Raw genomic sequence first — 25,506 nt, 5'->3', positions numbered from 1 at the left:
GCAGGGCATGAAAAACATCCCCCGGCGTGAAGCATCCGGCTTCACCCTGCTGGAGCTGATGGTGACCCTGGCGGTGGCGGCGATCCTGATCGGTATCGCCGTGCCGTCGCTCAGCGATGCCACGCTCGCCGGTAAGCTCAGTGCCAGTGCGAATGACCTGGTGGCTGGCGTGGCGATGGGGCGCAGCGAAGCGATCAAGCGCAATTCGGTGACCAGCCTGTGCGTGTCCAGCAATGGCAGCAGTTGCGGTTCCGGCGGCTGGGATCAGGGGTGGATCGTGATTGCCGGCTCCACCGTGATCCAGAAGCACCCGGCGGCGCCGACCGGGTTCAAGGTCACCTCGAGCGTGACCAGGATCGACTTCCAGCCAAGCGGCGTGGGTAATACCCAGGCCAGCCTCACCGTCTGCCGCTCGGCCCCGAGCGCCGGCGCCCAGGAGCGGGTGGTGAACGTCAGCGCCACCGGCCGCGCCTACGTCAGCAAGACCACCACCGGAACCTGCACCTGACGCAGCCGGATCGCAGACAACAAAAAACCGGCCCGAGGGCCGGTTTTTCGTGGGTTTCGACAATTCATTCGAACTGCCGGAACTATGTGGTGGTGCCCCGGGAGGGACTCGAACTTATCGCTTAAAGGCAGGTGGTATATGGCTTTTTTTGAGCGGTCACCAGATTGGTGCCCCCAATTGTGCCCCCAAAGAGAATTGTGCCCTGGCTACTGAGGTTCGGGAGCGGTTGAAAGCTCAGTTTCGCGCTCCTCTCGGAAATCGTTAGGACGGACTTCTGAGAGGCATGGTTCATGGGGAGTTATCGCCGCCCTGGACTCGAGGCGCTTGCGAATGTTGCGCGCGCACATGGCGCTGTAGAAGTCCTCGCCGAGGAGGCGCGCGAGGAAAATTAGGGCGACGAAAGCCAGGAGCCCAAGTGGCATTCCATATGGCATCGGCATAGTGAAGGAGAGGTACGCGAAGAAGAAAATGCCGGCCAGAATGCAGTAAGAGAGCGATACGAGGCCGATCGCGGCACCTACCCAGTCGAGCCGAGTGATTCGTATGCTAGGTGTGGTGTCTCGCGGACCTTGCTCAATGTGCTTCGCCAGCCAACGTAGCTGCGTGCGATCCCACAGCCCCAACGAAGCAATTCCTATCAGAAAATCCATCTTCTGCTTGCCGGCCGTAACGCCCGAGGCGACACGGAAAGCTTCGAGTTCGATGGCGTCATCCAGGTACTGGGCGAGTGGGCGGTGATCTTTTTTAACGCTGGCCCGCAGCTCATTGAGCCGCTTAAAGCGCTTCTGTACGAAATTCTTGTCGTGAAAGTCGAAGGCAGAGCCAAGCGTCGAGATGGTTTTGGCGAACACCAACGCGGCTATTACCAGCACGCTGTAGCCGCTGCCTAAAACACTCTGCGCCTGTTGAAGTAACGCTTCCATACACGGACTCCCTTTCTTCCCTGAGGGTGCTGCTTCTCTAGGGCCGCATCGTACCGCATCAGGGCTCATAAACTCCGGACGAACACGGCCTGTGCTGGCGACCGTTTCCGGTTGGCTTAGAGCCTCGCGCCCAGTCATTGCGCGGGTTTCGCTTCAAACCGGAACCGGAAACGGCTTGCCCAGGAAAAGCTGGTATGTAGTCCGAAGTCGGGGCTCGAATTACCCTCAGCGCTTTCAGATCTCCTAGGGGCCCCTGCCTTCTGTTGGTGACAGCTACCGACCCAAAGCGGACGTTTAGGTAGGACGCCATCCGGCCTCAATGTAGTTCCCGCCACTTGGCTGGCGGGGACGCTCCCGTCTGGGACTACATGAAGTAAGGCTTGTCGCCATCGCTCCCGGGTTTATTCACGCCCAGATTCGCGCCAACATGCAGGCCGGGGTTCCGGATCAGATCGATGACCAGGTCACCCACGCTCCTGCGCGACACCACCGTGCCCTTGAACGGCTCACCCTTGCCGGTGGTTTCGTAGTCCACTTCGTCCTCGTCGGTCAGCCACGCTGGGCGCAGGATGGTGAAATCCAGCCCTGAGGCTTCGATGGCATCAGCGGCGCGCCTGTAGTACTTGAGCGGCTCGCCGATGACTTCGTGATTCCACTGGCCAAACCTGCCGGGGATTTCGTCGTAGATGCCCAGTGAAAGGACAAAGATCAGGCGCTTGACGTTACTGATGTGCATGGCCTCGATCACGCTGCGTGCCTGCTCCTCCAGATCGTCGCCGCTGAGGTTCGCATAGACGATGTCCTGGCCAGCCATGACCTCGCGTAGCAGTTCCTGATCCAGCACGTTGCCGATAACCACTCGAGCATTATCAGCCTCCGCTCCGGAAAGCTTCCTAGGGTCGCGCAGCAGTAAGGTCTGCTGCACTTCGCTCAGTTGCCCAAGCCCTCGTACGACCCACGAGGCGATCTGCCCAGTGGCGCCGAGGATGAGTACATTTTTCATGAGGCGCTCCGCGTCTGCGATTTGTGTGGACTACAGGTATTCCTTGAAGAAGGGCGCGACCTGAGCCATGGCCAGGGCCACAGGTTCTGGCTTGTCGTACAGGTCGTAGTGCGACCAGCCTTCGGCGACGAAAATCTGCTTGGCTGCAGACGCCGCCCGACCATAAATCTCCCAGCCGTCGCGGTAGGCGCCAAAGGCGCCGGGCTTGTCACCGATAACAACAAGCAGCGGTTGGGTCAGCAGCGTTTCGGCATGGGCGAATGCATCCCAGGCCATCGCTGCACTGTTGAAGGAGAACAGGCCACTGGTGGCACCATGCGGTTGCTGGCCGCGTACGGATTTGTAGTACTCGGTGGCCTCCAGCACGTCGATGTCTGTCAGGCCGGCCTGTTTCCCTGCTTCCACCGACTCCGGTAGGTAGTCGATCACATGGCGTGCCGCGCCCTGGACTTCGGCGGTGCGCTGGGCGGCCATTGCTTTCAGGGTGCCGAGCGGATCGAACTGGCTGAAACCTTCGCGGATCAGCCGTCCGAAGTTGACGCCGGTAATCGAGACGAGGGCTTTGATGCGATGGTCAGTGATCGCTGCGTTGATGGTGTAGGCACCGCCACCGCAGATGCCGATGGCGCCAATGCGTTGCACATCCACATAGGGTTGGGCGACCAGGAAGTCGATAGCGAAGCGGATGTCGGAAACGCGGATGGCCGGGTCTTCGATAAAGCGCGGTTCGCCACCACTGGCGCCCTGGAAGCTGGCATCGAAGGCGAGTACGACGAAGCCCTGTTCGGCCAGTTGCTGGCCGTAGACGTTGCCTGAGGTTTGTTCCTTGCAACTGCCAATGGGATGAGTGCTGACAATCGCGGGGTATTTCTTGCTCTCATCGAAATTCGGCGGCAGGTACAGGTCGGCGGCCGAGTCCCAGCCCAGGTTGCGGTAGGTGACGTGCTTGATGGTGGTCATGCTGCATGCTCCGAGTAGCTGAAAGGCTTACAGGCGGCTCTGGAAGAATCCGGCCAACACCGACACGGCTTCGTCGACATAGGGTTGCTTGTCATAGAGCGACATGTGGTTGGCGCCCTCGATCAGGTGCATGTGCTTGTCGCCGGAGGCCGCACGGGCGAGCAGGTCATCGCTCATCCATTTGCTGCCGGCCTGGGTGCCCGCAACGATCTGCAACGGTTGGGTCAGGAAGGCTTCGGCCTTGTGGTAGGCGTCGTAGGTGATGATCTGCGGCAGGCTGCGGGTGGTCATGAAGCCCGGTGCATTGGGATGTTCGCAGCGCGGGGTGTGGTAGTACTCCCAGGCTTCGCGAAGTTCTTCGTTGGGGGCATCTTCTTCGCGCATCGGTGCCAGGGGCAGGGTGGCCAGCTCCTTGCCTTGTGCATCCTGGGTGCGGGCCTGGGAACCATGCTCGATGTACGGCAGGGCCTCGGCATCCTTGACGGTGTTCTCCCAGCCATTGCGGAACATCTGGCCGATGTTCACGGCGCTGACCGTACCGACTGCCTTGATGCGGCGGTCATTGATCGCGGCGTTGGCGGTGTAGCCGGCGCCTGCGCAGATGCCCATTGCGCCGATTCGGTTGACGTCAACGTACGTAAGGGTCGTCAGGTGGTCGATCACGGCGCTGATGTCTTCGGTGCGGATGTAGGGGTTCTCCAGCTGGCGCGGCATGCCGGTGCTTTCACCCTGGAAGGACGCATCGAAGGCGACTGCCAGGAAGCCCTGTTCGGCCAGTTTGCGGGCGTACAGGCCGGAAGCCTGCTCCTTGACGCCACCGCCCGGGTGGGCGACGACGATGGTGGGGTACTGTTTGTTCTGGTCGAAACCGGCAGGCAGATGGAGATCAGCGGCGAGCGTGATGCCATGACCATCGAGGGTTTGAATGCGGATGTGTTGCATGAGCCTGGCTCCTGGGAGTGAGCAACAGGGCGTTGCTCGATGGATTCATGCTAGGCCCAGTTTTGTTTTGGAAAAACGTGCCAAAATCGACATGACTCGTAAGTAAGGCTGAACAATATGTCGATCAATCCTGCGCTGCTTCCCGGCCTGGCCTGGTTCGTCCACATCGCCCGCCATCGCAGCTTCACCAAGGCCGCGACGGAGATGGAAATTTCCCGGGCGGCACTCTCTCAGCACCTCAAAGGCCTTGAGCAGCAGCTCAATGTCCGGTTGTTGCATCGCACGACACGGGACATGTCGCTGACCGAGGAGGGCCGGCGCCTGTTCGAGGCGGTAGCGCCCGCGTTGAAGATGATCGACACAGCCGTTGCCGAGCTCAGTGAAGTGACGTCTGCGCCAACGGGTCTGATTCGAGTCAACTCCTCTCGCATCGCCGCACGAACACTGCTGGAGCCCCACCTGGGGGAATTCCTTTCCCGCTATCCCGGATTGCGGCTGGAACTGGTGCTCAACGACGGCTTCGCCAACATCATTGCCGACGGAGCCGATGTAGGGATTCGGCTGGGCGAGAGCTTGGACGAACACATGGTGGCCGTGCCGATCACGCCGCGAATCGAGATGGCGATCGTCGGATCACCGGCGTACTTCAAGCGCCATGGCATCCCGCAGACACCGGCCGATCTTGTGCAGCACAATTGCCTCGCCTACCGCTTCACCAGCAGCGGGACGCTGGATCGCTGGGCTTTCACTTCGCCGGAGGACGAGGCAATCACTCAGGTGTTCGAGCCAAGGGGCAGCGTCGTCTTCAACGACGACGAGAGCATGCTCAAGGCTGCGATTCAAGGGGTAGGGCTGATCAAGTACCTGGACGTCTGCGTCCGCGAGCAACTGACATCCGGAGAACTGGTGCGCGTGCTGCAGCCCTGGTGCCAGTCCTTCCCCGGCTTCTACCTGTATGCCCCCACGCGCGCCCAGATGCCGGCCAAGGTGCGGGCGCTGATCGACTTCCTCGTAGAAAAGCGTGGGGCCTTGGGCTGAATCGGGCAGGGCTGCTCAATGTCCGCTAGTGGCCGGTTGCGGGCACTGGGCAGGAGACAAGGAAAGCAGTTGTGGAATTCAAGGCCTAGGTTGGTGTATCGATCGCCTGGAGGCCTCGTCGTTATGGAGTTTCAGGCGAACGACGAAACAACAACCAACCTGGGAAAAACCTCGTACATGGTGGGAAACCGGGGCTCGAATTACCCTCAGCGTTTCCAGATTCCCTAGGGGCCCCCGGTGGTTTGAGGCACGTTATCCCCATCGTCCTGGGCGGACTGGGGAGCTCCACAAATTGTGGCAACCTGGTGTCAGAGCCGACTTCCTCAAGCTGAGGAAGTCGATGGCTCAGATCTGATCCATGCCAGACCGAGAGCCCTTCGGGCCTTCCCACCACCGCCACAACGCCTGAGCTATGCCTTCTCCCCTTGTCGTTGTGCCCGCTAAGCCTTTCCCCCAGCTAAAAGACTGTGGCGGCCTGCGCGCGAGCAACGGCCTTCAGCCTTTACTAGAGAAATTCCCGAGCCGCTCTAAAAGCCACAGTCGGCAAGGGTGGAGGGGGGATTTAGATAAACGTCTGTCTCGCATATATCTGACGCTCTACAGCTGTTGGCTGGAGTGTCTGACGCCAGGGACCTGGAATGCTGCGTGCCTATTCCATCCGTGTCACGGTAGCCGCGTGACTGAAGCGACGATGACCGCGGGGTGCGGCCAGAGATGCGAGCAGATCTGCTCATACCTACGCCGCGCTGCCCCAGTGAAAGGTGGTCCAGTTCTGGGCCTTCTAAACCTAACTTCTCAATCCCATACTTGGCCCGCCATCAGTTAGTGAGGCTCGAATTATCCTCATGCGATTGGACGTCGATAGAGGTCCCATCCCAGTTATTGCCTCCGGGCCTCCAAGTTAGGCGCCCGATTCTCTAACGTTGGCCGCTGCTCGTTGTGGTGAGTATGTAAAGCGCTAGCTCTGCCAAGCAATTTCCACGATGCCCTGGCGGGTAATGCCGCAGAGACATTTTGACGTTTTCACCACAACTGCGAGATTCATCTAGACGGCGGCGGATATCCGCGTGATGCCAACAGTAGAACTCAGTCAAGGTGCGATTAGCTGCCACCCAGAAACTGGGTTGATAGGCACCTATTCCGCCTGTTTTCCACGCCTGTAACTGCCCCTGACGGACGCTGATTGATCCGGCTTCGATCACTTTTGCCTCGATCCCTACAGGGCTTTCCTTCCCTACGAGATAGAACCAGAGGTCGGGAACGTCCGGATCGATCAAAGCGGCCCCAACTTGACCCGCGTGATGTTTGGCCGCGCCGCCATCAACGCAGATGAATAAATCCCTGCCCATATCAATAAATGGCGCCAGATAATGAAAAAGCTGCGCTACGAACCTATTTTCTTGCTTCATCTTAATATCGTTGTCCCTTGCCTTTAGGTGAGTTTCTTAACCACCCCAAAGATCCGTCATCCCTTCTATTTCGCCGATCCGATAGACAGTTGCTTCATGCCAGTAGGAATTAATCAGCATGGGCCTAATTGATCCGCCAATGAATGGTGAGGTATTGAACTCGCACCATTCGCGAGTCAACGATTTCCATTTTAAGTGAAGCTTCGAGAAAGTCCTTCTTCGATCTGGGCTCTGAATGCTTCGGATTTTCCGAATTAGCTTCGCCATTCGTTTCTTGCTGGATAGATAGTCATCCCAGGCTGCCATATTGAGTTCATACTGAGTGAGCGGCCTATCTTTCCAAGCGGTCGCCCAAATTATCGAGTTAATCGCTTCAACCATCAGCGACGTGGAGTCAAGAATCTCTAGTGCGGCGTCAAACCCAATCTCAAATTTGGAGGCGGATTCGTGGGCAATTATGTGCCGAAATTTGAAGCCTTTTTCTACCCCGCGCCATACCTCGTCAATCCTGTCGCCTATTATTGGCGGCTTATCCTCTAGTTGTTGCCTTTCCCAGTACGGGTTGCCGGCAATTCTCGCAAGTTGCTTTAGCTTTTGGCCAAGCAGGTGCGAAAGCGGGGTCTCTAGATGAGATATGGAGCTGAATGGTAAGTTTATTGATATCAAGTCCCCGAGTGTGACGGTTTTGCTCTCTAGGTGAGGGAGAAAACTGAGGGCGCTTGTTTTTTCTGATCCCAGTTCCAAGCCTCTCTCAAGGTATTCTCCTCCGGAGTTTATAATGCTTGAAATTGAACTTCTAAAGTATGTCTCTAAGCACGCAATTGTCGCGACTGGAAAGTGTCGAAAAAGCTCCTTGTCAGCCGCCTCGGAACCAAGCCCGAGCAATGATTTTTTAAGTGTTTCCAAGCGGGTTGTAATTTCGTAGTCAATGCCATCACTAAATTCCTGGTGATGCCGAGATCGCTTTTCCAGAATGTGTTGGACGACATTCTTTTGTGAGGGTTTCGCCATTTTTTATCCGGAAGCTTCTTAAAAGAAAAACCCGGCTATGCCGGGCTTAATTTTCCTTTGCAACCAACTTCGAACTACCTACATCTAAGCGCCCGTCAACTACGAATCCACGAAGACGGCGTAGCCTGCGATAGTAGGCGAGAAGGAGACGCAGCTGTGACAGGGGGCTTTCTTCCAGTTCCGCCAGCATTTTACTCCCGTTCGGCCATGCCATTAGCAGGAGAAATCTCTGAACAAACCCAGACAGAGACGCTTTCACTTCCTGGGTGAGCTTCTGCCTTATATTTCGCTGCTCCGATTCAAAGCCAGAAATCCCACTTGACTTAAAATATTTGTAAACTTGATTGTAAAATTCTTCCGTCAATTTAAATGTTATTGGGTTTGTTATTCTGTCAATCGAAAGCTGCACTTCTAGAGCTAGTTCGGGCAGGAGATTCAACTTTATGTGGCCTGGAGAGTTGAATCTGAGTTCGGCGACACGCGGGCGGTGCACCGAGGGAATAACCGAACTTAGTCCGTCAAACATCCAAACGGAGGACATTCCTCCAGTCCAGTTATTTGCGTGGCTAGAGATTTTTAGCTGAACAGCTTCGCGATCAAGATATTCAAAGCCATAATGGAATGAATATAGCTGAACAAAGTTTTTCTGTATTGCGGATAAATCCTCAATATAGAGATCTTCGCCATCGAGCCCGAGCATATAATCTTCAGTGCTGTCCGACGCCAAGCGCCTAGCTGCGTCGGTGGCAATTGCGTCATTAAGGAATGAATTTTCCTTGGGACGGTACTCCTCGGGAAAAAGTGTCCAGTTGGTCACCTGAAATGCTGAGCGCTTATAGGTGCTGCCTACATTAAATACTATAATTTCTTTTGATCGAGAGAATACTTCTCGTAGAGTTATGTGTTCCCGCAAGTAGTCACGCAGTGAATCTCGTGAAATAGGCACTATCGCCCACCGGTGCTGTCTCTCGGTGCGATCAATCCAAACATATAGGACGTCCTCACCGCGCTCGCTCCGATACAGACTGATCAGAGGGCCGTTGAAATCTACCAAGTCGGCATTCCAAGTATGTCCGGGTATGCTGCCAGACTTGATTGGGGTCCCGTTTATTCTTGTAAATCCCATTAAAGTGGCCCCTGCAAAGTCATTATCGAGACCATGTTTACATGCTTAAATGGATGGAAGTCGAAATGTCCAGTATTAGGGTTGGCTTTTGTGCAGAGTCCATCTGTGTCTGAAATGTCTACTTTGGCGATATGGTCGCCTGCATCCTTTCTGAAGTTGGGGAATGACTCATCAAGATATTTAAAAGCAGCCCGGCACTTCGCTTCAGTCTCGTACATTGAGAGCCCCCAAGCGGAGCATCTCTTTGCCGCATTTGCATTTCGAAAGCGATTCGGATTTTTCGCCGCGACAGGCGACGCGCTTAGCTGGCATAGCGGGTTCCAGACAAAGCGCCAAGCGGTTAGTCCTTTAGCGACTGCACTGTGTGGCGGGCAGGTGATTCCCTCATTATTGAGTGCAGTGATTTCGATTTCGTAAGTGAAGGGCATCCATATCCTCCTTTTTTGGCTGCGGAGCTTAGTTTTGAAGCAGCCTCACGTAAATGTCCTTTGGTCCGACGAACGCGGTGCTTTGGTGATGTCGCAGGTGGCATTCTGCCTCTCCCCCCTCGAAAGACTCCACTCCGACTTTAGGTGAGTTCTAGCGCACATTCGTAGCTTGAGAGTCTCTGAGCGGGAATAACGCAGCCTCATGTACAGCTCACAACCCCTACCTGAATCGCTGAATGCGGCGTGCTAGAGGGGCTAGAGCGCTTTTCAGCGAGACTGGGACCTGTACATCGTTTTTCAAAAAATGCTCACCCTGCACAGTCTCCACAGGAGGCTGAAAGCTAGATAGATCGTAGCCTCCAGGCATTTTCTGCGTTGCCTGTGGTGGAGCATCCTAAAAATCGAAAACTTCTGTCTTACCGCGCGGCTCGACGCCTCCCCCGTGGGGCCGGGAGGTAGGCCAGGGTCCCTAGCGACTACAGGAAGGACATGGTCAAATTCGCGGCAAGCAGAGATCGCCATAGCTGCTAGTCACGAAATAGGGAAATGGGGAGCTATTCAATGCTTAGGCCGGCTAAATTCTTCGCCGCATCTGTACTCGCGCTAGCCGTTGTTTCCGCCGCAGTACCGGGCTACAAAGCCGTTGCGTCCGTAGATCTGGCATACAAGCAGGCAGTGGAGATCGCTCAGGTCCTAGATCATGGGGGACCCACACTGAAGCCGATGCAAAAGGAGAAAGACCTCCCTGATATTCCAGTGGGGAAGTTCATCTTCGCCTTCGTGACGGGGGCGGATTGCGTATTGAATAAGGTCAAAAGGCAGCCCCCTGATCCTTGGGGCACGTTGCAGAAGCAGCTTGGAAGCTTCGAATGGGGCCGAGTTGCAAGCATCTATCCGCCTGACTTGAACATCATTCCAATCGTAATCAAGGTGCCTGAGGCTGTGTGGGAGCTACCGGATCTTATAGATCTGCTGAAAAGGCACTCCCTCTTTTACTCCGTCGATGACGGTTCAGGGTATTTCTCCAATACCAACACATTCTTCGGAAGCTCGAAAGGTTGAAATGCCTAGCGCCGCCCCTGCCCTTCAGAGGCAGGGGCGGCTCTCGTCGCCCCTTTAAGCTGTACCTTTCACCAAATCTCCTAGGGTCACCTCATCGGAAGCTTCCACCACCTCCGAGCGGGTGAGAGTCTCGCGGTCCTGAGTGCCGAACAGGGGGATGTGCAGCTTCGTCAGGTGCGCGCCCCAGCCACCGTTGATCCGATCCGCTGCAACCAGGTGAGCACCGATGCCGGCCAAGATCTTGGCTGCAGTGTTCCACTCCTCGGCGTACTTGCTCCACAGCGCTTCCGACAGCGCAGCCTTGGCCACCTGTTCGCGCTGCCTGGAGTCGACGGCCTGCTGCTTCATGTTGGCCACCTCGGCTTCCATGGTCTCGATGGTGCGGCGCTTCACTCGGATGGTGGCCTCGGTCGCCAGCGCCAGCTCCACAGCTTTCTCCAGTTGCGTACGTGCAGCTTTCTCGGCCTTGGCGTCCTCTGCCTGCGCGAGCGCCTGGCCTGCAGCTTGCTCAGCCGATTCCGCCGCGGACTGCGCTGTGGCAATTTCCTCTTCGATGCCCTGGCTTCGCGTTGCGGCCTGTTCGATTCGAGCTTGCAGCGAGGCCTGCAGGCGCTGTTCGGTTTTGATCTGCTCCATCGCCTGGGCAATGGCGGCACCCGCCGACTCGGCTTTCTCGACCAGCTCCAGGCTACGCTCGGTCTCCTGCACTAGCCCGCGCAGAGTGTTGATGCGCGCCCTGGTATTCGATAGCTCTTCCATCACCTCGTAGCTGCCGTTGTCGATGTGATGCAAGGTCGTGCGCACGACCTTCTTTCGCAGTTCCGCCAGCTTGGTTTCCAGGCCGGGGGCTCGTGCCTCCAGTTGCTCGATCTCTTCCAGGTAGTCATCGCGCTGTTGGAGCAGTTGTTCAGTGCGGTTGGACAGCGGGTGTTTCTGCGTTGCAGCTTTCATGTGACCTCCATAGGTCAAAGTAAGCGCCAGCCCTGCGGCCAGCGCAGGGTTGGTGTTACTCAGTGATCTCGGCGCCGGGCCAGCGCCAGCGCGCTTCAATCAGTGCCTCTTCGAATGTCAGTGGCGGCGTGATCATCGTGCACAGCGGCTTGCCGCCCTGCGTGATCGCCCAGTGCATGCGACGCGTTTTGCCATCCATTGAGCCCAGCTCTGCGAGCAGTTCGAGGCGGTGCCGGCGCACGTACTGGCGGACCTCTTCGGTGAGCCGGCTACCAGGTGAAATGCTGACCTTGTTGCCGCTGATACGGGCGGCGAAACCGCGTTCGGTGAGGAAGTCGAGAGCAGACATCAGAACTCCTCCCGGTCGGTTTCATCGTGGGAAGTCGCCTTTGCCTTGCCTGCTCCTTTCCTTGGAGGGGGTGTTTTATCCGTAACATCGTCACAACCCGCGCCAGCCGTGGCTTCTGGCGATTTTTTATCCGTCACGGATGGGGGCTGTGTGACGCTTCCAGATTGGCTGGAAGCCGCGCCGTTACTGGTTTGTGCCGATGTGACGCTTGTGACGGGGGTACTAGGGGAAAGGTATCGACCAAAAGCGTCACGGAACTGCTCGAGGGAGTAGCCCTTTTTCGTCATGACGCCGACACGGACGGTGCCCGATTTCACGCCGAAATCGGCCAGCTTTGCGGACAGCTGACGGGGCGACATTGCCTTGCCTCTGTTCCACGTCGACCAGGGTGCTTCCTCATCCGCGATGAGGTATTCGAGCAACTCGGCGCTGAATAGCTTCGTGGCCTTCTTGGCATCGAATGCAGCCTTCACGTCCCCCAGCAACTCGACACCCACACTGGGCGCTTCGCCTTCCAGGCCATGCAATGCGATTGCGGCGGTGCGGGCCGACTTCGGCCAGTGTTCGCCAGCTTGGTCGGCGATCGCCAACAGCGGCTCCCAGGAGTCGTTGGCGCGATCGTTCAGGCCTTCGATGGGCTTCGGGCGTGCCTTGCCGATCGCCTCGGAGTTGTCCTGTGCAAAGCGCGCCAGACGCGAGCGCAGTTGCTCCCACAATGCCGGGTCGGAGTGACGCAGGTTCTCCACGCTTTCGCCCGGAGTGCGTCGACGCAGGCGCAGGGGCACGCTCCGATCAGCCAGCGTGTCGGCGATGCGGCCGATGCCACAGAGAGCCTTCGCGCCCCACACGCTGAACGGGGTGGGTATGTGGTCGTCGCCCACGCAGCGGATGACCACTGCGCTATCCCGAGTGAATCCGGCATTGAGGATGCCGCGGGCGTCTTCGTGTGCAGCAAGGAAGGCGTCCACCTCATCGATCAGCAGCGTTGGCGACCACAGTTCGATGGAGCGGAACAGCGCTGCCGGCCCGATGTTCGAGACCTGTAGCGGGCGGTTGACCAGCTTGCCCAAGGCGGTGAGCAGGACAGACTTACCGCAGCGTTTCTCCGGAGCCGTGATGTTGGCGATCGGTGCGATCTGGACCACGTCGACCAACCAGGTGAAGGTGGCCCACAGTGCGGCTGCGCGGAGCGTCTCCTTCTCCGCGATGACATGTCGGGCGAGCGCCTGGGTGACGTCATCCAGCAGCTCAGCGCCATCTACCGGCTTCGACCAAGGCTCCACGTCAGCAAAGATGCTTTGCCCTGCAGCAGCTCCCGCTTCCGACTCAGCCGAGACGGTCAGGCGATCGAACTCCGCCATGCTCAGCATCTTGGTTTCCTTCACCTGTATGCGCAGGCGGGCGAAGGCTGCCGGGTCTTTGCTGCGCATCGAACGCAGCTCCTCGAGCACGGCCGGCGCGTACAAGGCGCCAGCGTCTTCGGAGAGGTTGTGGATGGCCTCCTGGATCGGGCTCTTGGCCTTCAAGGCGATGGGGCTACTCATGCGCCAGCCCTCCACACGTGCAGATCGTTGAAGTCGGTGAGCGATGGCGGCGCGTCGTCCGGCCACTCGGGGAAGGTCACCAGCGCGCCAGCAGCCAGTGCTGCAGCGGTGGCCGCAGTACGCCCCGGATTGCCGGGCGTGTTGCGGTCGTCGTCACCGGCAATCACCAACTGCACCTGGTCGCCGTAGCGGGCCTTCAGCGCCAGCGCCACGGGCATCAGGTTGCCGGCGTTCATCGCGCAGGCGACGGCCATGCCGGTGCTTTCGTGGATGGTTGCGCCAGTGGCCCAGCCTTCGCAGATGTACAGCGGCTTGCCGGTGCTGATCTGGCCGAGCGGCGAGTAGCAGCCAGTGACTCGCCCGCCGAAGAGAAAACGCTTGCGGCCGGTGGCGCTGATCATCTGCAGGTTGACCAGTTCGCCGGAGTGGTAGAGCGGCACTAGCAGCTCACCGGCCCGTTGTCGCAGCGCGTAGGGGCGAATGTGCTTGCTGGTGAGGTAGGGGTGAGCAGGATCGGCGCGGCGGGCACTTTCCCACCAACGGTGGGAAAGCTCTGCCGCGGCCTGCTGGCGTTGTTGCTGTTCGGCCTGACGCTGTGCGCGGGCTTGCTCGATGCGCTGCCGGCTCTCCTCAATCTCAGCGGCGGACAGTTCGCCAGCGCTGCTCCAGTGATGCACCTGGCTGCTCTTCCATGTACCGAAGGCGCCAGCCGCTACCCCATCCACGAACAGCACGTACCAGCCATTGCGGCTGCCGGCGCGATCCCCGGGCACGTGGAAGCGGTGAATGCTGCCGTCGCCCTCAGGCAGCCAATCCAACTGCCCGAAGATACCCTGCAGCGCTTCGCGGAAAGCGTGCTCCACTTTCTGCAGGCAAGCCGATCCCGTCAGCGCTACGCGGCGCTGTTGAAAAGTCGTCATGGGTTTACTCCTTGGTCAGGCTGTTGAATGCCTGGGCAGTGGGAGTGGGCGCCTGCAGCATGGCGCTCAGTTCATCGCGTGCTCGCAGTCGGGCCTGGGTCATCGCCTCACAGGTCTGCGCGACACCAAACACCGTTCCTCCGTACACGCTCAGCACGCTCTCGGGACAGACGCCCCGCAACTTGCTCGCAGCCTTCTTCGCTTCACGGCGCTTGGCGAAGGGACCACACACACCGAAGGGCAGGACGGGGCGCCGCTCATCGAGGACGAAGAAGTAACCAACGGCCTGGCTGCGCTTGGGGGCGAATGCCTTCATGCCGCACCTCCCTGCGCCAGCACCTTGGATGGGCCTGAGGTGAGCACGTCGCGTGCATCGTGAGCAGCGCCCACATGGCGATGGCGCCAGCAGAAGTTGGAGGACAGCACCTGGACGTTTTCCAGGTGGGCACCGAGCTCCATGCTGATTGGAGACTGCCAGCCACCCACAGCAGGGATGACGACTAGGCGGATCAGGTTGGCCAAGTGCTCGAACTCCGCGCGAGCGGCGTTCATGTAGGCCATGTCCATATCGCTGAGGCGAGCGTCGCCTACCAGTTCGATGAAGCCGAGGCGGTTAACTTGCTGCATGGTCCACCCCCTGCGCTTCGAGCGCGCGGACTTTGGCCATGGCGGCGTTGTAGCGAGCGAGACGAACAGAGAGGGAGGAATCAGCACGGAGTGCAGCCAGGGCAATTGCCCGGAGAGCTGCGGCACGTGCAAACGGATTGCTGGTGCGCATAGGTGAAGCTCCTTGGGTAATGGAGCTGCCACCGTTCGCCGCGACGCGAAGGGAGGTGGCAACTGTACGCAGGTTCGCGGACCGGCACCCAAGGAAGCCGGCACACCCGAAGGTGTCCCACGCACAGCCGCCACCATAGAGCGACATTGCGAGCACAAAAAAAGCGCCAGCAATGAGGTGATGGGCGCTTGTGCGCCTTAGGTAGTTCGGGCCGCGACGCCCGGACACGGGATTTACCGTGACGGGCAAACCATACCCCCGGAGGGAGGTGAGTGCAAGGGCGTCCATTACGCCGCTCCTTCGAGGCGAGCGCCCCGAATCGTCGCGACATAGGACAGCAGCCCGTCCTTGCGTTCCTGGTAGGTCTTGCCTTGGCCCAGGAGCAGGACGTTGCGCACCTCCATCAGAGTGATCAGCGCCAGCTCGCCTTCGCTCAGTTGGTCTCGATCACGCCCCGAGAACACGCCGGCCACAACTTCGTTGATCAGTCTGGCCTCGTTCATGAAGTGGTGTGCCTTCGGTTGTCGGCCCGCTGCCTCCAGGGTTACTGCGAGAGCGGCGCACATGCCGCGGTAGCTTGTGGCGGATTGCTGACGTACCTGCTCCCATTTGGAGTTGTCGCTTCGCAGAAGAGCGTCCATCTGCATGTCGCACCAGACGGCGAAATCAGGCGAGAGCCAGCGTGCGAAGGCGACGGCCAGTTTCGGGTGGAGCCACGTCCCGCCACCATTGTTGGTCGATCCCCGTTTGGTGATAACCAACCCCGCGCAGTTGCTCAATTCGGGGCGGAAACCCGAATTGCCGCCGGAGACTTTCGAGCTGGATCGCCTCTTGATTAGCCGGGGCTCAAAAGGAATGCTCAGGCGCTTGGCGAGTGCGCGTGCATACGCTTCAGTCTCATGAAGGCGTAGCCAGTCTCTGGGTTCTTGGCCAAACAGCGAGGCCGCGGTAGTGGCGTTGATCCAGCCATCCGAGGTGAAGCTGACGGCCTGGCCTTCAAATTCCGCGGGGATGATCCGAGCGATCATGCGACCGCCCTCCCTTCGTCCTGGGGCAGGATGCCGATGTAGTACAGCGCTACTCGCTGATGCTTGCGGCCGTGCTCGTCGGTCTTGGTGATCAGGTGGGTCTTGATCGGATAGCCGCGGTCGCGGAGCTCCTGGATGCGCGCAGCGGGATGGAGGATGTTGAGTTCGGTTCGCGCGCTCAAGGTGTCGATGGGGCTTTCCTGGACCCGAGCCAAGAGGCGAGCGCGTTGCGCTTCGGTCGCGCTGTCGGAGGTCTGCATTTAGACAGCCTCCCCGCGGCTTTCCGCGATGCGTGCCTCGCACCACTGGATGACTTCGCCCTCGATCCACACCGCGGACTTGGGGCCGAGCATGATCTGTTGGGGGAATTTTCCAGCGCCGATCCGACGGTAGATTTCAGAGGTCGAGAGAGTGGTAAGGGATTTGACGGACGCCAGTTTGATGAAGCGGTTCGTGGGTTTAGAGCCGCTACGGGAAGGGTTGAAGGTGCTGGTCATTAATTGTGCCTCCTAGAGCGTTGTGAGTAACGACGGAGGCAAAATAGGCGGCAGCTATAGCGTGACGGTAGACCGCTCTGCTTGCAGACTGTACACCGTGCCTGCTGGCTGTACAGTCTGCTGGCAGACTGTAAATGTCACGGCTGATTGTGCATTTCCTGAAGCTGGCGCTCATAGGTGGCCAGCCATTCGTAAAGTGTCCGGTACTTAATACCTTTCAACTCCCCCATGATCCTGGCGTAGTCCGAGCGGCTCTCGTACTCAAATTTGTGCTCCTGCCAGTCCGCGAGAATCTCTGCTTTGAGGGCGTTCATCCCTTGATGGCGCTTCTTGGCTTTTTGAGAGGCCATCTTGCTGATCTCTTTCGATATCTGCTTTTGGCCGATTTTTAGATTTATTTCGAAGAGGTCTGCTGATATCGCTAAGACGAGATCCAGTTTTCCCTTCTGATGTGCATGCGCGAGGGCGCTCAGTTGATAAACAGCGAGTGCTTCTAGCGCCGCGAGGTCGTCTTCTTCAAATTCTGGGTCTCTGAAAATCTCTCCGGAAATTGCGGCGAAATACCGTCCTTCCTTTTCCGCGATTCTCGCAAAATGATGAGCCGACGTAGATCGATCCAAGAAGTACTGCATTGGTATCAAGCTATCTTCCACGGCTTCTTGAATGGCTTCTGAGTTTTTTGCTGAACCGTCCAGCGTAATGCCGAATCGCTGAGCCACTCTCTCTACCGCTTCAATTACTGCCTCATCAAGCGCTGGCGGGATGTTGCTAATTCCCCCGGGCCATACGACTTCCTCGAAGCGTAAGAACAAAATCGATCGGTTAAATGTACTCACGCTCCGCTGTCTCCTGATCGGTCCGCACTAACTGTGCTGTGCAATGAATCTGCCCAAGCCTGCATCATCTCGCGTCGCTGCTCGAGGTAGGTTGCGTGGTTGTAAGTGTCCCGCATCTCGTCCTTGTCACCGTGCGCCAGCTGCTTTTCGATCCAGTCCCGGTTGTAGCCACGGCTGTTCAGCTCGGTGCTGAGCAGGTGTCGGAAGCCGTGGCCGGTTTGCCGATCCTTGTACCCGGCTTCGCTCAGCGCCTTGTTGATGGTGTTCTCGCTCATCGGGCGCTTGGTGTTGTTCCTACCGGCGAAGACCAGCTCGTATTCACCGGTGACTTCGTGGAGCTCCTTGAGGATGGCGACAGCCTGGCGGGGGAGGGGGACGATGTGGGGGCGGCGTGCCTTCATCCGTTCCTTCGGGATCGTCCAGGTAGCCTTCTTCAGGTCGAACTCGCTCCAGGGCGCCATGCGGAGTTCACCAGGTCGAACTGCTGTGAGCACCAGCAAATGGATTGCGTGCTTGGTCAGCAAGTTGATGCGTGCCTCATCGATTCGCTGCAGTAGCTGGGGAAGCTCCTGGAATGAAACGTGGGGGTGATGCCTGAGCGTAGGGGCATGAGCAGCGACCACGTCCAGGTCCGTGGCGGGATTCAGCTCGATCACTCCCTTGGCCAACCCGTAGCGGAAGATCTGGCTAAGCCACTGACGCGACTTCTTGGCGACGTTGAATGCACCGCGCGCCTCGATGCTTCGAACCAGCGCCACCAGGTCCGGCCGGGTGATTGCCTTGAATGGTGTCTTGCCGAGCGCCGGAATCAGATCCGACTCAAGGTAGGCCATGGTTTTGTCGGCTGTGGATTTTGCCCACCGCGGGCGACGGTACTCATGCCACTCGCGAGCTATTACCTCAAAGGTTAGGCTGTCGATAATCTCGGCCTCTCTCTGCGCCTTTCGCTCTAGGGATGGGTCTTTGCCCTCAGCTAGTTGCTGACGTGCATCGTCGCGCTTCTTGCGCGCCTGCAGCAGGGTGACCGTTGGATAGGTGCCGAGCGCCAGCCCTTTCTCAGTTCCCCGCACCCGGTACTTGAGCCGCCACAGCTTCGAACCGTTGGGATTGATCAGCAGGTAGAGGCCCTGAGCGTCGCTGAGCTTGTACGGCTTTTCCTTCGGCTTGGCTGCCTTGATGGCGCTATCAGTCAGAGGCATCGGAGCCTCCCGTGGGGACTGCGTGAAGGAAGGCGCGGATGGCTGCCGTCTGGGCTGGATTGAGATTGAGGATTTGCGCCGGTGTTTCGATGGTGAGTGCGCCATCCAGCGACATCACCAAGCGGAAGGCCTTCGCCCTTGCGCGCTGATTCTGTTGCTCAGCCTTCGCCTCTTTCCGCACTGCGCTCGGATCGGTGCCGGCTTTCAGCATTGTGCGAGCTTCATCGCGAGCCTGGCGTGCCTGCTCCAAGGAGACTGCCGGAAAGGCGCCCAGGGAGATCCTGTTTTCCTTGCCGCCGAACCGGTACTTGAGACGCCACAGTTTCGAGCCGTGGGGGTCCACCTCCAGGAAGAGGCCGGCGCCGGCACTTATCTTGTAGGGGCGGTCTTTGGGCTGCAGGGCTGAGAGGCCCGAGTCGTCTAGGGTTGCGCTCATTCTGGGGGAATCGTCCGTGACCGAACTCAGATTCCCCCATATATGCCCCCAAATCGATGGGCTTACAAGGGTTTGGTTGGGAATCGCAGGCAACAAAAAACCGGCCAGAGGGCCGGTTCTTCGTGGGTTTCGGGATTTCTTGGGAAGTCCTGAAACTATGTGGTGGTGCCCCGGGAGAGACTCGAACTCTCACTCTGTCGCCAGAAACGGATTTTGAATCCGCCGCGTCTACCATTCCGCCACCGAGGCAATGGCGCGGCAGTATAGGGAGGCGCTCGGCGTCGGTCAATCGGCTCGATTGGTCAGAAATTGGCAATTCCAGTAAGATGTGCGCCCCTTCCAGATAGCTCTCGCCATGCGTGTCGCTGACTTTCATTTCGACCTGCCCGAGGCGCTGATCGCCCGCCATCCGCTTCCAGAGCGCCGCTCCAGCCGTCTGCTGGTGCTGGACGGTCCGAGCGGCGAGCTCAGCCATCGGCAATTCGCTGACATCCTCGGCTTCCTCAAGCCGGGTGACCTGATGGTGTTCAACAACACCCGGGTGATCCCTGCCCGCCTGTTCGGCCAGAAGGCCTCCGGCGGCAAGCTGGAAATCCTCGTGGAGCGCGTGCTGGACAGCCACCGCGTGCTGGCCCACGTGCGCTCCAGCAAATCCCCCAAGCCGGGTTCGAAGATCCTCATCGACGGCGGTGGCGAGGCGGAAATGCTGCAGCGCCACGACGCGCTGTTCGAACTGGGCTTCAGCGAGGACGTACTGCCGCTGCTGGAACGCGTCGGCCACATGCCGCTGCCGCCTTATATAGACCGTCCGGACGAAGACGCCGACCGCGAGCGTTACCAGACCGTCTATGCAGAACGCGCCGGCGCCGTGGCCGCGCCGACTGCCGGCCTGCATTTCGACGAGGCGCTGCTGGAATCGATCCGCGCCAAGGGCGTGGAAACGGCCTTCGTCACCCTGCACGTCGGCGCCGGCACCTTCCAGCCGGTACGCGTGGAGCGCATCGAAGACCACCACATGCACAATGAGTGGCTGGAGGTCAGCCAGGACGTGGTCGACGCTGTGGCCGCCTGCAGGGCGCGCGGTGGGCGTGTGGTCGCTGTCGGCACCACCAGCGTGCGTTCGCTGGAAAGCGCCGCCCGTGACGGCGTGCTCAAGCCGTTCAGCGGCGACACCGACATCTTCATTTTCCCCGGGCGGCCGTTCCACGTGGTCGATGCCCTGGTCACCAATTTCCACCTGCCGGAGTCCACGCTGCTGATGCTGGTCTCCGCCTTCGCCGGCTATCCGGAGACCATGGCTGCCTATGCGGCGGCAGTGGAGCAGGGCTATCGCTTCTTCAGCTACGGCGACGCGATGTTCATTACCCGCAACCCCGCGCCGCGCGGCCCCGAGGACTGATCCATGAGTTTCATGACATTCGAACTGCTGGCCACCGAGGGCAGGGCCCGTCGCGGTCGCCTGACCTTCCCTCGCGGCGTGGTGGAAACCCCGGCGTTCATGCCGGTGGGCACCTACGGCACCGTGAAGGGCATGCTTCCGCACGACATCGAGGGCATCGGCGCGCAGATCATCCTCGGCAATACCTTCCACCTGTGGCAGCGCCCGGGCACCGAGGTGATCCAGAAGCACGGCGACCTGCATGACTTCATGCAGTGGAAGGGGCCGATCCTCACCGACTCGGGCGGTTTCCAGGTGTTCAGCCTGGGCGCGCTGCGCAAGATCAAGGAGGAGGGCGTGTACTTCGCCTCGCCGGTAGATGGCGCCAAGGTCTTCATGGGCCCGGAAGAGTCCATGGCCGTGCAGCGTGCGCTGGGCTCTGACATCGTGATGATCTTCGACGAGTGCACCCCGTACCCGGCCGAATTCGACGTGGCCAAACGCTCCATGGAGCTGTCGCTGCGCTGGGCCAAGCGCTCGAAGATCGCCCACGGTGATAGCCCGTCCGCGCTGTTCGGTATCGTCCAGGGTGGCATGCATGAAGAGCTGCGCATGCGCTCGCTGGAAGGCCTGCAGGAGATCGGCTTCGACGGCCTGGCCATCGGCGGCTTGTCGGTGGGCGAGCCCAAGGAAGAAATGATCCGCGTGCTGGACTTCCTGCCGCGGCACATGCCCACTGACAAACCTCGTTACCTGATGGGTGTGGGCAAACCCGAGGACCTCGTGGAAGGTGTGCGCCGGGGCGTCGACATGTTCGACTGCGTCATGCCCACCCGCAATGCGCGCAATGGCCACCTTTTCGTTGACACCGGGGTGATCAAGATCCGTAACGCGGTTCACAAACATGACGAATCGCCGCTGGACCCGACCTGCGATTGCTACACCTGCAAGCACTTCTCCCGCGCCTACCTCTACCACCTGGACAAGTGCGGCGAAATGCTCGGCAGCATGCTCAATACCATCCATAACTTGCGGCATTATCAGCGGCTTATGGCTGGTTTGCGCGAGGCAATCCAACAGGGTACATTGGCGAACTTTGTCGACGCCTTCTACGCCAAGCGCGGCCTTCCCACGCCGCCGCTGGCGGACTGACCTTTCTTATCGAAAAAGCTTTTGAGACAGGAGTTTCCAATGAGTTTTCTGATTCCCGCTGCCTACGCTGACGCCGCAGCTCCCGCCGCTGCTGCAGGCCCGGCCGGCACCGGCTTCGAGTGGATTTTCCTGGTCGGTTTCCTGGTCATCTTCTACCTGATGATCTGGCGTCCCCAGGCCAAGCGTTCGAAAGAGCACAAGAACCTGCTGTCCGGCCTGCAGAAGGGCGATGAAGTCGTCACTTCCGCCGGCATCGCCGGCAAGGTGACCAAGGTCGCCGAGGACTTCGTCGTCGTCGAGGTTTCCGACAACGTCGAGCTGAAGTTCCAGAAGGCCGCGATCGCCGCGACCCTGCCGAAAGGCACCCTGAAGGCGATCTGATTCTCCACATAGAAACCCAACCGACGGGGCGCAAGATGCGCCCCGCGTCATAACGGGCGGTGTCATGCTCAACAAGTATCCCCTGTGGAAGTATCTGCTGATCCTGGCGGTCCTGGCCGTCGGTTTCATCTATTCCGCACCCAACCTCTATCCTGACGACCCGGCCGTCCAGATCAGCGGCGCGAGCACCGCGCTGCAGGTCACCCAGGCCGACGTCGACAAGGCCAGCAAAGCGCTCGCCGATGCCGGCATCGCCGTCAAGGCAGGCTCGCTGGGCAAGAACAGCGGCCTGATCCGCCTGGCCAAGCAGGAAGACCAGCTGCCGGCCAAGGACATCGTCCGCCGCGCGCTGGGTGACGACTACGTCGTCGCCCTGAACCTGGCCCAGACCACTCCGAACTGGCTGCGCAATATCGCCGCGCACCCGATGAAGCTGGGCCTGGACCTGTCCGGTGGTGTGCACTTCCTGCTGGAAGTGGACATGGACAAGGCTGTTGACGCTCGCCTGAAGGTCTACGAGAACGAGATCAAGAGCGCCCTGCGTAAAGAGCGCGTGCGCTACCGCAGCCTGCCCGTGCAGGACGGTGGTATCCAGTTGGGCTTCACCGAAGATGCCGACCTGGACAAGGCCAAGTCGATCATCGCCAAGGATTTCCGCGATTTCGAAGCCACCCAGAGCGAGCGCAATGGCCTGCAGGTCCTGCGCCTGGCCATGACCGCCACCAAGCTGGCGGAAATCCGTGAATACTCGATCAAGCAGAACCTGACCACCGTCCGCAATCGGGTGAACGAGCTGGGCGTGTCCGAGCCGCTGGTGCAGCGTCAGGGCGCCAACCGCATCGTCGTCGAACTGCCGGGCGTGCAGGACACCGCCGAAGCCAAGCGCATCCTCGGCAAGACCGCCAACCTGGAGTTCCGCCTGGCCGCCGAGCCGGACGCGATCAAGTCCTCCACCGAGACTTTCGAGTTCCGCGAGCCGCGTCGTCCGCCGGCGACCCTGGAACGTGGCGTGATCATCACCGGTGACCAGGTCACCGACGCCAGCGCCAGCTTCGACGAAAACGGCCGTCCGCAGGTGAACATCCGCCTGGATGGCCACGGCGGCGAGCTGATGAACCGCGCAACCCGCAACAATGTCGGCCGCAGCATGGCCGTCGTGTTCATCGAGCAGAAGCCGATCACCCGCTACACCAAGCAGGTGGTCGACGGCGTCGAGCAGGAAGTCGCCGTTCCTGCGTTCAAGGAGGAGAAGCAGATCATCAGCCTGGCGACCATCCAGTCGCCGCTGGGCAACCAGTTCCGTATCACCGGCCTGGACGCCCCGGGCGAGTCCTCGGAACTGGCCCTGCTGCTGCGTGCTGGCGGCCTGGCTGCGCCGATGTACTTCGCCGAGGAGCGCACCATCGGCCCGAGCCTGGGTGCGGACAACATCGCCAAGGGTATCGACGCCTCCCTGTGGGGCATGGTCTTCGTTTCCCTGTTCATCATCGTCATCTACCGCTTCTTCGGCGTGATCGCCACCGTGGCCCTGGGCTTCAACATGGTCATGCTGGTAGCGCTGATGTCGATCCTCGGTGCGACCCTGACCCTGCCGGGTATCGCGGGTATCGTGCTGACCATGGGTATGGCGGTGGACGCCAACGTGCTGATCTTCTCGCGGATACGCGAGGAACTGGCGGCGGGCATGTCGACGCAGCGGGCAATCCATGAGGGCTTCAATCGTGCCTTCACCGCGATCATCGACGCCAACCTGACCTCGCTGCTGGTCGGCGGCATCCTCTACGCCATGGGCACCGGCCCGGTGAAGGGCTTCGCCGTGACCATGTCCCTGGGTATTCTCACCTCGATGTTCACTGCCATTCTGGTCACCCGTGCAATGGTGAACCTGATCTACGGCGGCCGCGACGTTAAGAAGCTGTGGATCTAAGGGGCCAGCCATGAATATCAAGATCGGTACTATCAACTTCATGGGCGTGCGCAACATTGCGTTCGCCGCGACCCTGATCCTGACCCTGATCGCCCTTGGCAGTTGGGTCTTCAAGGGCATCAACTTCGGCCTGGACTTTACCGGCGGTACGTCGATCAAGCTGAACTACGAGCAGCCTGCCGACCTCTCCAAGGTGCGTGAGCAACTGGTCGCGGCCGGTTACAGCGAGGCTGTGGTTCAAAGCTTCGGTGATACCCGCGACGTGCTGGTGCGTATGCCCAGCGAAGATCCGGAGCTGGGCAAGAAGGTCGCCACGGCGCTGCAGCAGGCCGATGCATCCAACCCGGCCAAGGTGAACGGCGTCGAGTACGTCGGCCCGCAGGTGGGTGAAGAGCTGCGCGACCAGGGCGGCCTCGGCATGCTCCTGGCGCTGGGCGGTATCCTGCTGTACGTGGGCTTCCGTTTCCAGTGGAAGTTCGCCCTGGGGGCCATCCTCTCGCTGATCCACGACGCGATCATCGTGATGGGCGTGCTGTCGTTCTTCCAGATCACCTTCGACCTGACCGTGCTCGCCGCGGTGCTGGCGGTTGTGGGGTATTCGCTGAACGACACCATCGTGATCTTCGACCGGGTGCGGGAGAACTTCCGCGTGCTGCGCAAGGCCAGCCTGATCGAGAACATCAACATCTCGACCAGCCAGACCCTGCTGCGGACCATTGCCACCTCGGTGTCGACCCTGCTGGCCATCGCCGCTCTGCTGTTCTTCGGCGGCGACAACCTGTTCGGCTTCTCCATTGCCCTGTTCGTCGGCGTGATGGCGGGTACCTACTCGTCGATCTACATCGCCAACGTGGTGCTGATCTGGCTGAACCTGTCCAGCGAGGACCTGATTCCTCCGCCGAGCAAGGAAGTCGACGAGCGCCCGTAATAGAGCGTTTCCGGCCTTTCAGAGAAAACTCCCGCCTCGGCGGGAGTTTTCGTTTGCAGGGGGTGTGTCACGAAGCGGCCGGAACTTTCTGACAAAAAAGCTGCTCCAAGGCAAGGTAAAGGGCTAGGCCCGAATGAGAAGAAAGACCAGGAGAACCCTATGAACAAGTCGTTGCTAATCGGTACCGTGCTGGGCGCTGTAGGCGTGACTGCCGGTGGCGCCGTGGCTACCTACAGTCTGGTGGACCGTGCGCCGCAATACGCCGAGGTGCTCGCCGTTCAACCGGTCAAGGAAACCATCAAGAATCCGCGCCAGGTCTGCAAGGACGTGGCAGTAACCCACCAGCGTCCGGTCAAGGACACCCACCAGATCGCCGGTACGGCGATCGGCGCTATCGCTGGCGGCCTGCTGGGCAACCAGATCGGTGGCGGCAACGGCAAGAAGATCGCTACCGTCGCGGGCGCCATCGGCGGCGGCTACGCGGGCAACAAGGTGCAGGAAGGCATGCAGGAGCGTGACACCTACACCACCACCGAAACTCGCTGCAGCACCGTCAACGACACCAGTGAGAAGGTCGTCGGCTACGACGTGAAATACCTGCTCGATGGCAAGGCCGGCCAGGTCCGCATGGACCGTGATCCGGGCTCGCAGATTCCGGTCGACAAGAGCGGCCGACTGATCCTGGGTCAGCAATAAGCAGTCGCCAGGTGTGGAACGAAAAGGGCGCCCGATGGGCGCCTTTTTCTTTGGTCCTTCAGGAAGTGCTTTCTCGCGGACACAAAAAACCCGGCG

At 59.7% G+C, this 25,506-nt stretch carries 30 protein-coding genes and 1 tRNA gene; 9 read left to right on the top strand and 22 right to left on the bottom strand.

Features of this window, described 5'->3' with window-relative positions:
- Nucleotides 1–7: 7 nt before the first annotated feature.
- Nucleotides 8–508 carry a GspH/FimT family pseudopilin gene (locus C167_RS0131625; RefSeq protein WP_017522324.1) on the top strand — a complete coding sequence of 167 codons (501 nt, stop codon included), beginning with the start codon at nucleotides 8–10 and terminating at the stop codon, nucleotides 506–508.
- A gap of 206 nt (nucleotides 509–714) precedes the next feature.
- Here the strand turns inward: C167_RS0131625 and C167_RS0131620 are convergent, their stop codons facing one another.
- The 4 genes from C167_RS0131620 to C167_RS0131605 all read right to left on the bottom strand — a co-directional run bounded on the left by C167_RS0131620 (nucleotide 715) and on the right by C167_RS0131605 (nucleotide 4,336).
- On the bottom strand, nucleotides 715–1,431 hold the full coding sequence (locus C167_RS0131620) for a hypothetical protein (RefSeq protein WP_017522323.1): 717 nt from the start codon (nucleotides 1,429–1,431) through the stop codon (nucleotides 715–717).
- Between the two features lie 364 nt (nucleotides 1,432–1,795).
- Nucleotides 1,796–2,434 carry an SDR family oxidoreductase gene (locus C167_RS0131615; protein ID WP_026079411.1) on the bottom strand — a complete coding sequence of 213 codons (639 nt, stop codon included), beginning with the start codon at nucleotides 2,432–2,434 and terminating at the stop codon, nucleotides 1,796–1,798.
- A 30-nt stretch (nucleotides 2,435–2,464) separates the two neighbouring features.
- The gene (locus C167_RS0131610) at nucleotides 2,465–3,394 is read right to left on the bottom strand and encodes an alpha/beta hydrolase (protein WP_017522321.1); all 930 of its coding nucleotides are present in this window, start codon (nucleotides 3,392–3,394) and stop codon (nucleotides 2,465–2,467) included.
- 27 nt (nucleotides 3,395–3,421) lie between these two features.
- Entirely contained in the window at nucleotides 3,422–4,336 is a 915-nt protein-coding gene (locus C167_RS0131605) for an alpha/beta hydrolase (protein ID WP_017522320.1), read from the bottom strand.
- Between the two features lie 117 nt (nucleotides 4,337–4,453).
- Between C167_RS0131605 and C167_RS0131600 the strand changes: the two genes are divergently transcribed.
- Complete coding sequence (locus C167_RS0131600; protein ID WP_017522319.1) at nucleotides 4,454–5,374, top strand: LysR family transcriptional regulator; 921 nt, start codon at nucleotides 4,454–4,456, stop codon at nucleotides 5,372–5,374.
- Nucleotides 5,375–6,291: 917 nt separating this feature from the next.
- Here the strand turns inward: C167_RS0131600 and C167_RS34745 are convergent.
- From C167_RS34745 to C167_RS34735, 4 genes are all read right to left on the bottom strand, one after another.
- Complete coding sequence (locus C167_RS34745) at nucleotides 6,292–6,783, bottom strand: hypothetical protein (protein ID WP_157791894.1); 492 nt, start codon at nucleotides 6,781–6,783, stop codon at nucleotides 6,292–6,294.
- A gap of 36 nt (nucleotides 6,784–6,819) precedes the next feature.
- Complete coding sequence (locus C167_RS0131595) at nucleotides 6,820–7,794, bottom strand: lysozyme inhibitor LprI family protein (protein WP_017522318.1); 975 nt, start codon at nucleotides 7,792–7,794, stop codon at nucleotides 6,820–6,822.
- 46 nt (nucleotides 7,795–7,840) lie between these two features.
- The gene (locus C167_RS34740) at nucleotides 7,841–8,611 is read right to left on the bottom strand and encodes a hypothetical protein (RefSeq protein ID WP_157791892.1); all 771 of its coding nucleotides are present in this window, start codon (nucleotides 8,609–8,611) and stop codon (nucleotides 7,841–7,843) included.
- 308 nt (nucleotides 8,612–8,919) lie between these two features.
- Nucleotides 8,920–9,348, bottom strand: a complete 429-nt coding sequence (locus C167_RS34735) for a hypothetical protein (RefSeq protein ID WP_157791891.1) — start codon at nucleotides 9,346–9,348, stop codon at nucleotides 8,920–8,922.
- 546 nt (nucleotides 9,349–9,894) lie between these two features.
- Between C167_RS34735 and C167_RS0131585 the strand changes: the two genes are divergently transcribed.
- Entirely contained in the window at nucleotides 9,895–10,410 is a 516-nt protein-coding gene (locus C167_RS0131585; protein WP_017522316.1) for a hypothetical protein, read from the top strand.
- A gap of 54 nt (nucleotides 10,411–10,464) precedes the next feature.
- Here the strand turns inward: C167_RS0131585 and C167_RS0131580 are convergent, their stop codons facing one another.
- The 14 genes from C167_RS0131580 to C167_RS0131520 form a co-directional block, all read right to left on the bottom strand.
- Nucleotides 10,465–11,460, bottom strand: a complete 996-nt coding sequence (locus C167_RS0131580) for a hypothetical protein (RefSeq protein ID WP_157791890.1) — start codon at nucleotides 11,458–11,460, stop codon at nucleotides 10,465–10,467.
- Nucleotides 11,417–11,710, bottom strand: coding sequence for a hypothetical protein (locus tag C167_RS0131575; RefSeq protein WP_017522314.1), 294 nt, complete (start codon nucleotides 11,708–11,710; stop codon nucleotides 11,417–11,419). The genes C167_RS0131580 and C167_RS0131575 overlap by 44 nt, the downstream gene beginning before the upstream one ends.
- On the bottom strand, nucleotides 11,710–13,254 hold the full coding sequence (locus C167_RS0131570; protein ID WP_017522313.1) for a DUF3631 domain-containing protein: 1,545 nt from the start codon (nucleotides 13,252–13,254) through the stop codon (nucleotides 11,710–11,712). The genes C167_RS0131575 and C167_RS0131570 overlap by 1 nt, the downstream gene beginning before the upstream one ends.
- A complete protein-coding gene (locus C167_RS0131565; protein ID WP_017522312.1) occupies nucleotides 13,251–14,174 on the bottom strand; it encodes a toprim domain-containing protein in 924 nt (307 codons plus the stop codon). The genes C167_RS0131570 and C167_RS0131565 overlap by 4 nt, the downstream gene beginning before the upstream one ends.
- A 4-nt stretch (nucleotides 14,175–14,178) precedes the next feature.
- Nucleotides 14,179–14,490, bottom strand: a complete 312-nt coding sequence (locus C167_RS0131560; protein WP_017522311.1) for a hypothetical protein — start codon at nucleotides 14,488–14,490, stop codon at nucleotides 14,179–14,181.
- Nucleotides 14,487–14,801 (bottom strand): hypothetical protein, encoded by a 315-nt coding sequence (locus C167_RS33165; protein ID WP_017522310.1) that lies wholly within the window; start codon nucleotides 14,799–14,801, stop codon nucleotides 14,487–14,489. Before C167_RS33165 ends, C167_RS0131560 begins: the two co-directional genes overlap by 4 nt.
- A complete protein-coding gene (locus tag C167_RS34940) occupies nucleotides 14,788–14,952 on the bottom strand; it encodes a hypothetical protein (protein ID WP_200860190.1) in 165 nt (54 codons plus the stop codon). The genes C167_RS33165 and C167_RS34940 overlap by 14 nt, the downstream gene beginning before the upstream one ends.
- 287 nt (nucleotides 14,953–15,239) lie before the next feature.
- Nucleotides 15,240–15,980, bottom strand: coding sequence for a KilA-N domain-containing protein (locus C167_RS0131550; protein ID WP_017522309.1), 741 nt, complete (start codon nucleotides 15,978–15,980; stop codon nucleotides 15,240–15,242).
- On the bottom strand, nucleotides 15,977–16,240 hold the full coding sequence (locus C167_RS33160) for a helix-turn-helix domain-containing protein (protein ID WP_017522308.1): 264 nt from the start codon (nucleotides 16,238–16,240) through the stop codon (nucleotides 15,977–15,979). The genes C167_RS0131550 and C167_RS33160 overlap by 4 nt, the downstream gene beginning before the upstream one ends.
- Entirely contained in the window at nucleotides 16,241–16,477 is a 237-nt protein-coding gene (locus C167_RS0131540) for a helix-turn-helix transcriptional regulator (RefSeq protein ID WP_017522307.1), read from the bottom strand.
- A gap of 137 nt (nucleotides 16,478–16,614) precedes the next feature.
- Nucleotides 16,615–17,313: a hypothetical protein gene (locus C167_RS0131535; protein WP_017522306.1), complete on the bottom strand. Its 699-nt coding sequence runs from the start codon at nucleotides 17,311–17,313 to the stop codon at nucleotides 16,615–16,617.
- Nucleotides 17,310–18,512, bottom strand: coding sequence for a tyrosine-type recombinase/integrase (locus C167_RS33155; protein WP_037006421.1), 1,203 nt, complete (start codon nucleotides 18,510–18,512; stop codon nucleotides 17,310–17,312). The genes C167_RS0131535 and C167_RS33155 overlap by 4 nt, the downstream gene beginning before the upstream one ends.
- Complete coding sequence (locus C167_RS0131525; protein WP_026079407.1) at nucleotides 18,499–18,948, bottom strand: Arm DNA-binding domain-containing protein; 450 nt, start codon at nucleotides 18,946–18,948, stop codon at nucleotides 18,499–18,501. The genes C167_RS33155 and C167_RS0131525 overlap by 14 nt, the downstream gene beginning before the upstream one ends.
- Before the next feature lie 163 nt (nucleotides 18,949–19,111).
- Nucleotides 19,112–19,197, bottom strand: a tRNA-Leu gene (locus C167_RS0131520).
- 106 nt (nucleotides 19,198–19,303) lie between these two features.
- Here C167_RS0131520 and queA point away from each other — a divergent pair.
- From queA to C167_RS0131490, 6 genes are all read left to right on the top strand, one after another.
- Nucleotides 19,304–20,347, top strand: coding sequence for a tRNA preQ1(34) S-adenosylmethionine ribosyltransferase-isomerase QueA (gene queA, locus C167_RS0131515; RefSeq protein WP_017522303.1), 1,044 nt, complete (start codon nucleotides 19,304–19,306; stop codon nucleotides 20,345–20,347).
- A gap of 12 nt (nucleotides 20,348–20,359) precedes the next feature.
- Nucleotides 20,360–21,478 carry a tRNA guanosine(34) transglycosylase Tgt gene (gene tgt / locus C167_RS0131510; RefSeq protein WP_085988886.1) on the top strand — a complete coding sequence of 373 codons (1,119 nt, stop codon included), beginning with the start codon at nucleotides 20,360–20,362 and terminating at the stop codon, nucleotides 21,476–21,478.
- A gap of 39 nt (nucleotides 21,479–21,517) precedes the next feature.
- Nucleotides 21,518–21,859, top strand: coding sequence for a preprotein translocase subunit YajC (gene yajC / locus C167_RS0131505; RefSeq protein ID WP_017522301.1), 342 nt, complete (start codon nucleotides 21,518–21,520; stop codon nucleotides 21,857–21,859).
- Nucleotides 21,860–21,923: 64 nt separating this feature from the next.
- Nucleotides 21,924–23,786, top strand: coding sequence for a protein translocase subunit SecD (gene secD / locus C167_RS0131500; protein WP_017522300.1), 1,863 nt, complete (start codon nucleotides 21,924–21,926; stop codon nucleotides 23,784–23,786).
- Between the two features lie 10 nt (nucleotides 23,787–23,796).
- Complete coding sequence (gene secF, locus C167_RS0131495) at nucleotides 23,797–24,714, top strand: protein translocase subunit SecF (RefSeq protein WP_017522299.1); 918 nt, start codon at nucleotides 23,797–23,799, stop codon at nucleotides 24,712–24,714.
- 159 nt (nucleotides 24,715–24,873) lie between these two features.
- A complete protein-coding gene (locus C167_RS0131490) occupies nucleotides 24,874–25,410 on the top strand; it encodes a glycine zipper 2TM domain-containing protein (protein WP_017522298.1) in 537 nt (178 codons plus the stop codon).
- The last annotated feature ends 96 nt before the right edge of the window (nucleotides 25,411–25,506 follow it).

Source organism: Pseudomonas nitroreducens TX1 (assembly GCF_000313755.1).
GTDB lineage: Bacteria > Pseudomonadota > Gammaproteobacteria > Pseudomonadales > Pseudomonadaceae > Pseudomonas > Pseudomonas nitroreducens_A.
Note: the sequence above shows the minus strand (reverse complement) of the source record. Positions and strands in the feature narration are given on the sequence as shown.

Excerpts from the sequence above, each read along its gene's own strand:
- C167_RS0131625 (WP_017522324.1), top strand. The coding sequence starts at position 8 with ATGAAAAACATCCCCCGGCGTGAAGCATCCGGCTTCACCCTGCTGGAG.
- C167_RS0131620 (WP_017522323.1), bottom strand. The coding sequence starts at position 1,431 with ATGGAAGCGTTACTTCAACAGGCGCAGAGTGTTTTAGGCAGCGGCTAC.
- C167_RS0131615 (WP_026079411.1), bottom strand. The coding sequence starts at position 2,434 with ATGAAAAATGTACTCATCCTCGGCGCCACTGGGCAGATCGCCTCGTGG.
- C167_RS0131610 (WP_017522321.1), bottom strand. The coding sequence starts at position 3,394 with ATGACCACCATCAAGCACGTCACCTACCGCAACCTGGGCTGGGACTCG.
- C167_RS0131605 (WP_017522320.1), bottom strand. The coding sequence starts at position 4,336 with ATGCAACACATCCGCATTCAAACCCTCGATGGTCATGGCATCACGCTC.
- C167_RS0131600 (WP_017522319.1), top strand. The coding sequence starts at position 4,454 with ATGTCGATCAATCCTGCGCTGCTTCCCGGCCTGGCCTGGTTCGTCCAC.
- C167_RS34745 (WP_157791894.1), bottom strand. The coding sequence starts at position 6,783 with ATGAAGCAAGAAAATAGGTTCGTAGCGCAGCTTTTTCATTATCTGGCG.
- C167_RS0131595 (WP_017522318.1), bottom strand. The coding sequence starts at position 7,794 with ATGGCGAAACCCTCACAAAAGAATGTCGTCCAACACATTCTGGAAAAG.
- C167_RS34735 (WP_157791891.1), bottom strand. The coding sequence starts at position 9,348 with ATGCCCTTCACTTACGAAATCGAAATCACTGCACTCAATAATGAGGGA.
- C167_RS0131585 (WP_017522316.1), top strand. The coding sequence starts at position 9,895 with ATGGGGAGCTATTCAATGCTTAGGCCGGCTAAATTCTTCGCCGCATCT.
- C167_RS0131575 (WP_017522314.1), bottom strand. The coding sequence starts at position 11,710 with ATGTCTGCTCTCGACTTCCTCACCGAACGCGGTTTCGCCGCCCGTATC.
- C167_RS0131570 (WP_017522313.1), bottom strand. The coding sequence starts at position 13,254 with ATGAGTAGCCCCATCGCCTTGAAGGCCAAGAGCCCGATCCAGGAGGCC.
- C167_RS0131565 (WP_017522312.1), bottom strand. The coding sequence starts at position 14,174 with ATGACGACTTTTCAACAGCGCCGCGTAGCGCTGACGGGATCGGCTTGC.
- C167_RS0131560 (WP_017522311.1), bottom strand. The coding sequence starts at position 14,490 with ATGAAGGCATTCGCCCCCAAGCGCAGCCAGGCCGTTGGTTACTTCTTC.
- C167_RS33165 (WP_017522310.1), bottom strand. The coding sequence starts at position 14,801 with ATGCAGCAAGTTAACCGCCTCGGCTTCATCGAACTGGTAGGCGACGCT.
- C167_RS34940 (WP_200860190.1), bottom strand. The coding sequence starts at position 14,952 with ATGCGCACCAGCAATCCGTTTGCACGTGCCGCAGCTCTCCGGGCAATT.
- C167_RS0131550 (WP_017522309.1), bottom strand. The coding sequence starts at position 15,980 with ATGATCGCTCGGATCATCCCCGCGGAATTTGAAGGCCAGGCCGTCAGC.
- C167_RS33160 (WP_017522308.1), bottom strand. The coding sequence starts at position 16,240 with ATGCAGACCTCCGACAGCGCGACCGAAGCGCAACGCGCTCGCCTCTTG.
- C167_RS0131540 (WP_017522307.1), bottom strand. The coding sequence starts at position 16,477 with ATGACCAGCACCTTCAACCCTTCCCGTAGCGGCTCTAAACCCACGAAC.
- C167_RS33155 (WP_037006421.1), bottom strand. The coding sequence starts at position 18,512 with ATGCCTCTGACTGATAGCGCCATCAAGGCAGCCAAGCCGAAGGAAAAG.
- C167_RS0131525 (WP_026079407.1), bottom strand. The coding sequence starts at position 18,948 with ATGAGCGCAACCCTAGACGACTCGGGCCTCTCAGCCCTGCAGCCCAAA.
- queA (WP_017522303.1), top strand. The coding sequence starts at position 19,304 with ATGCGTGTCGCTGACTTTCATTTCGACCTGCCCGAGGCGCTGATCGCC.
- tgt (WP_085988886.1), top strand. The coding sequence starts at position 20,360 with ATGACATTCGAACTGCTGGCCACCGAGGGCAGGGCCCGTCGCGGTCGC.
- yajC (WP_017522301.1), top strand. The coding sequence starts at position 21,518 with ATGAGTTTTCTGATTCCCGCTGCCTACGCTGACGCCGCAGCTCCCGCC.
- secD (WP_017522300.1), top strand. The coding sequence starts at position 21,924 with ATGCTCAACAAGTATCCCCTGTGGAAGTATCTGCTGATCCTGGCGGTC.
- secF (WP_017522299.1), top strand. The coding sequence starts at position 23,797 with ATGAATATCAAGATCGGTACTATCAACTTCATGGGCGTGCGCAACATT.
- C167_RS0131490 (WP_017522298.1), top strand. The coding sequence starts at position 24,874 with ATGAACAAGTCGTTGCTAATCGGTACCGTGCTGGGCGCTGTAGGCGTG.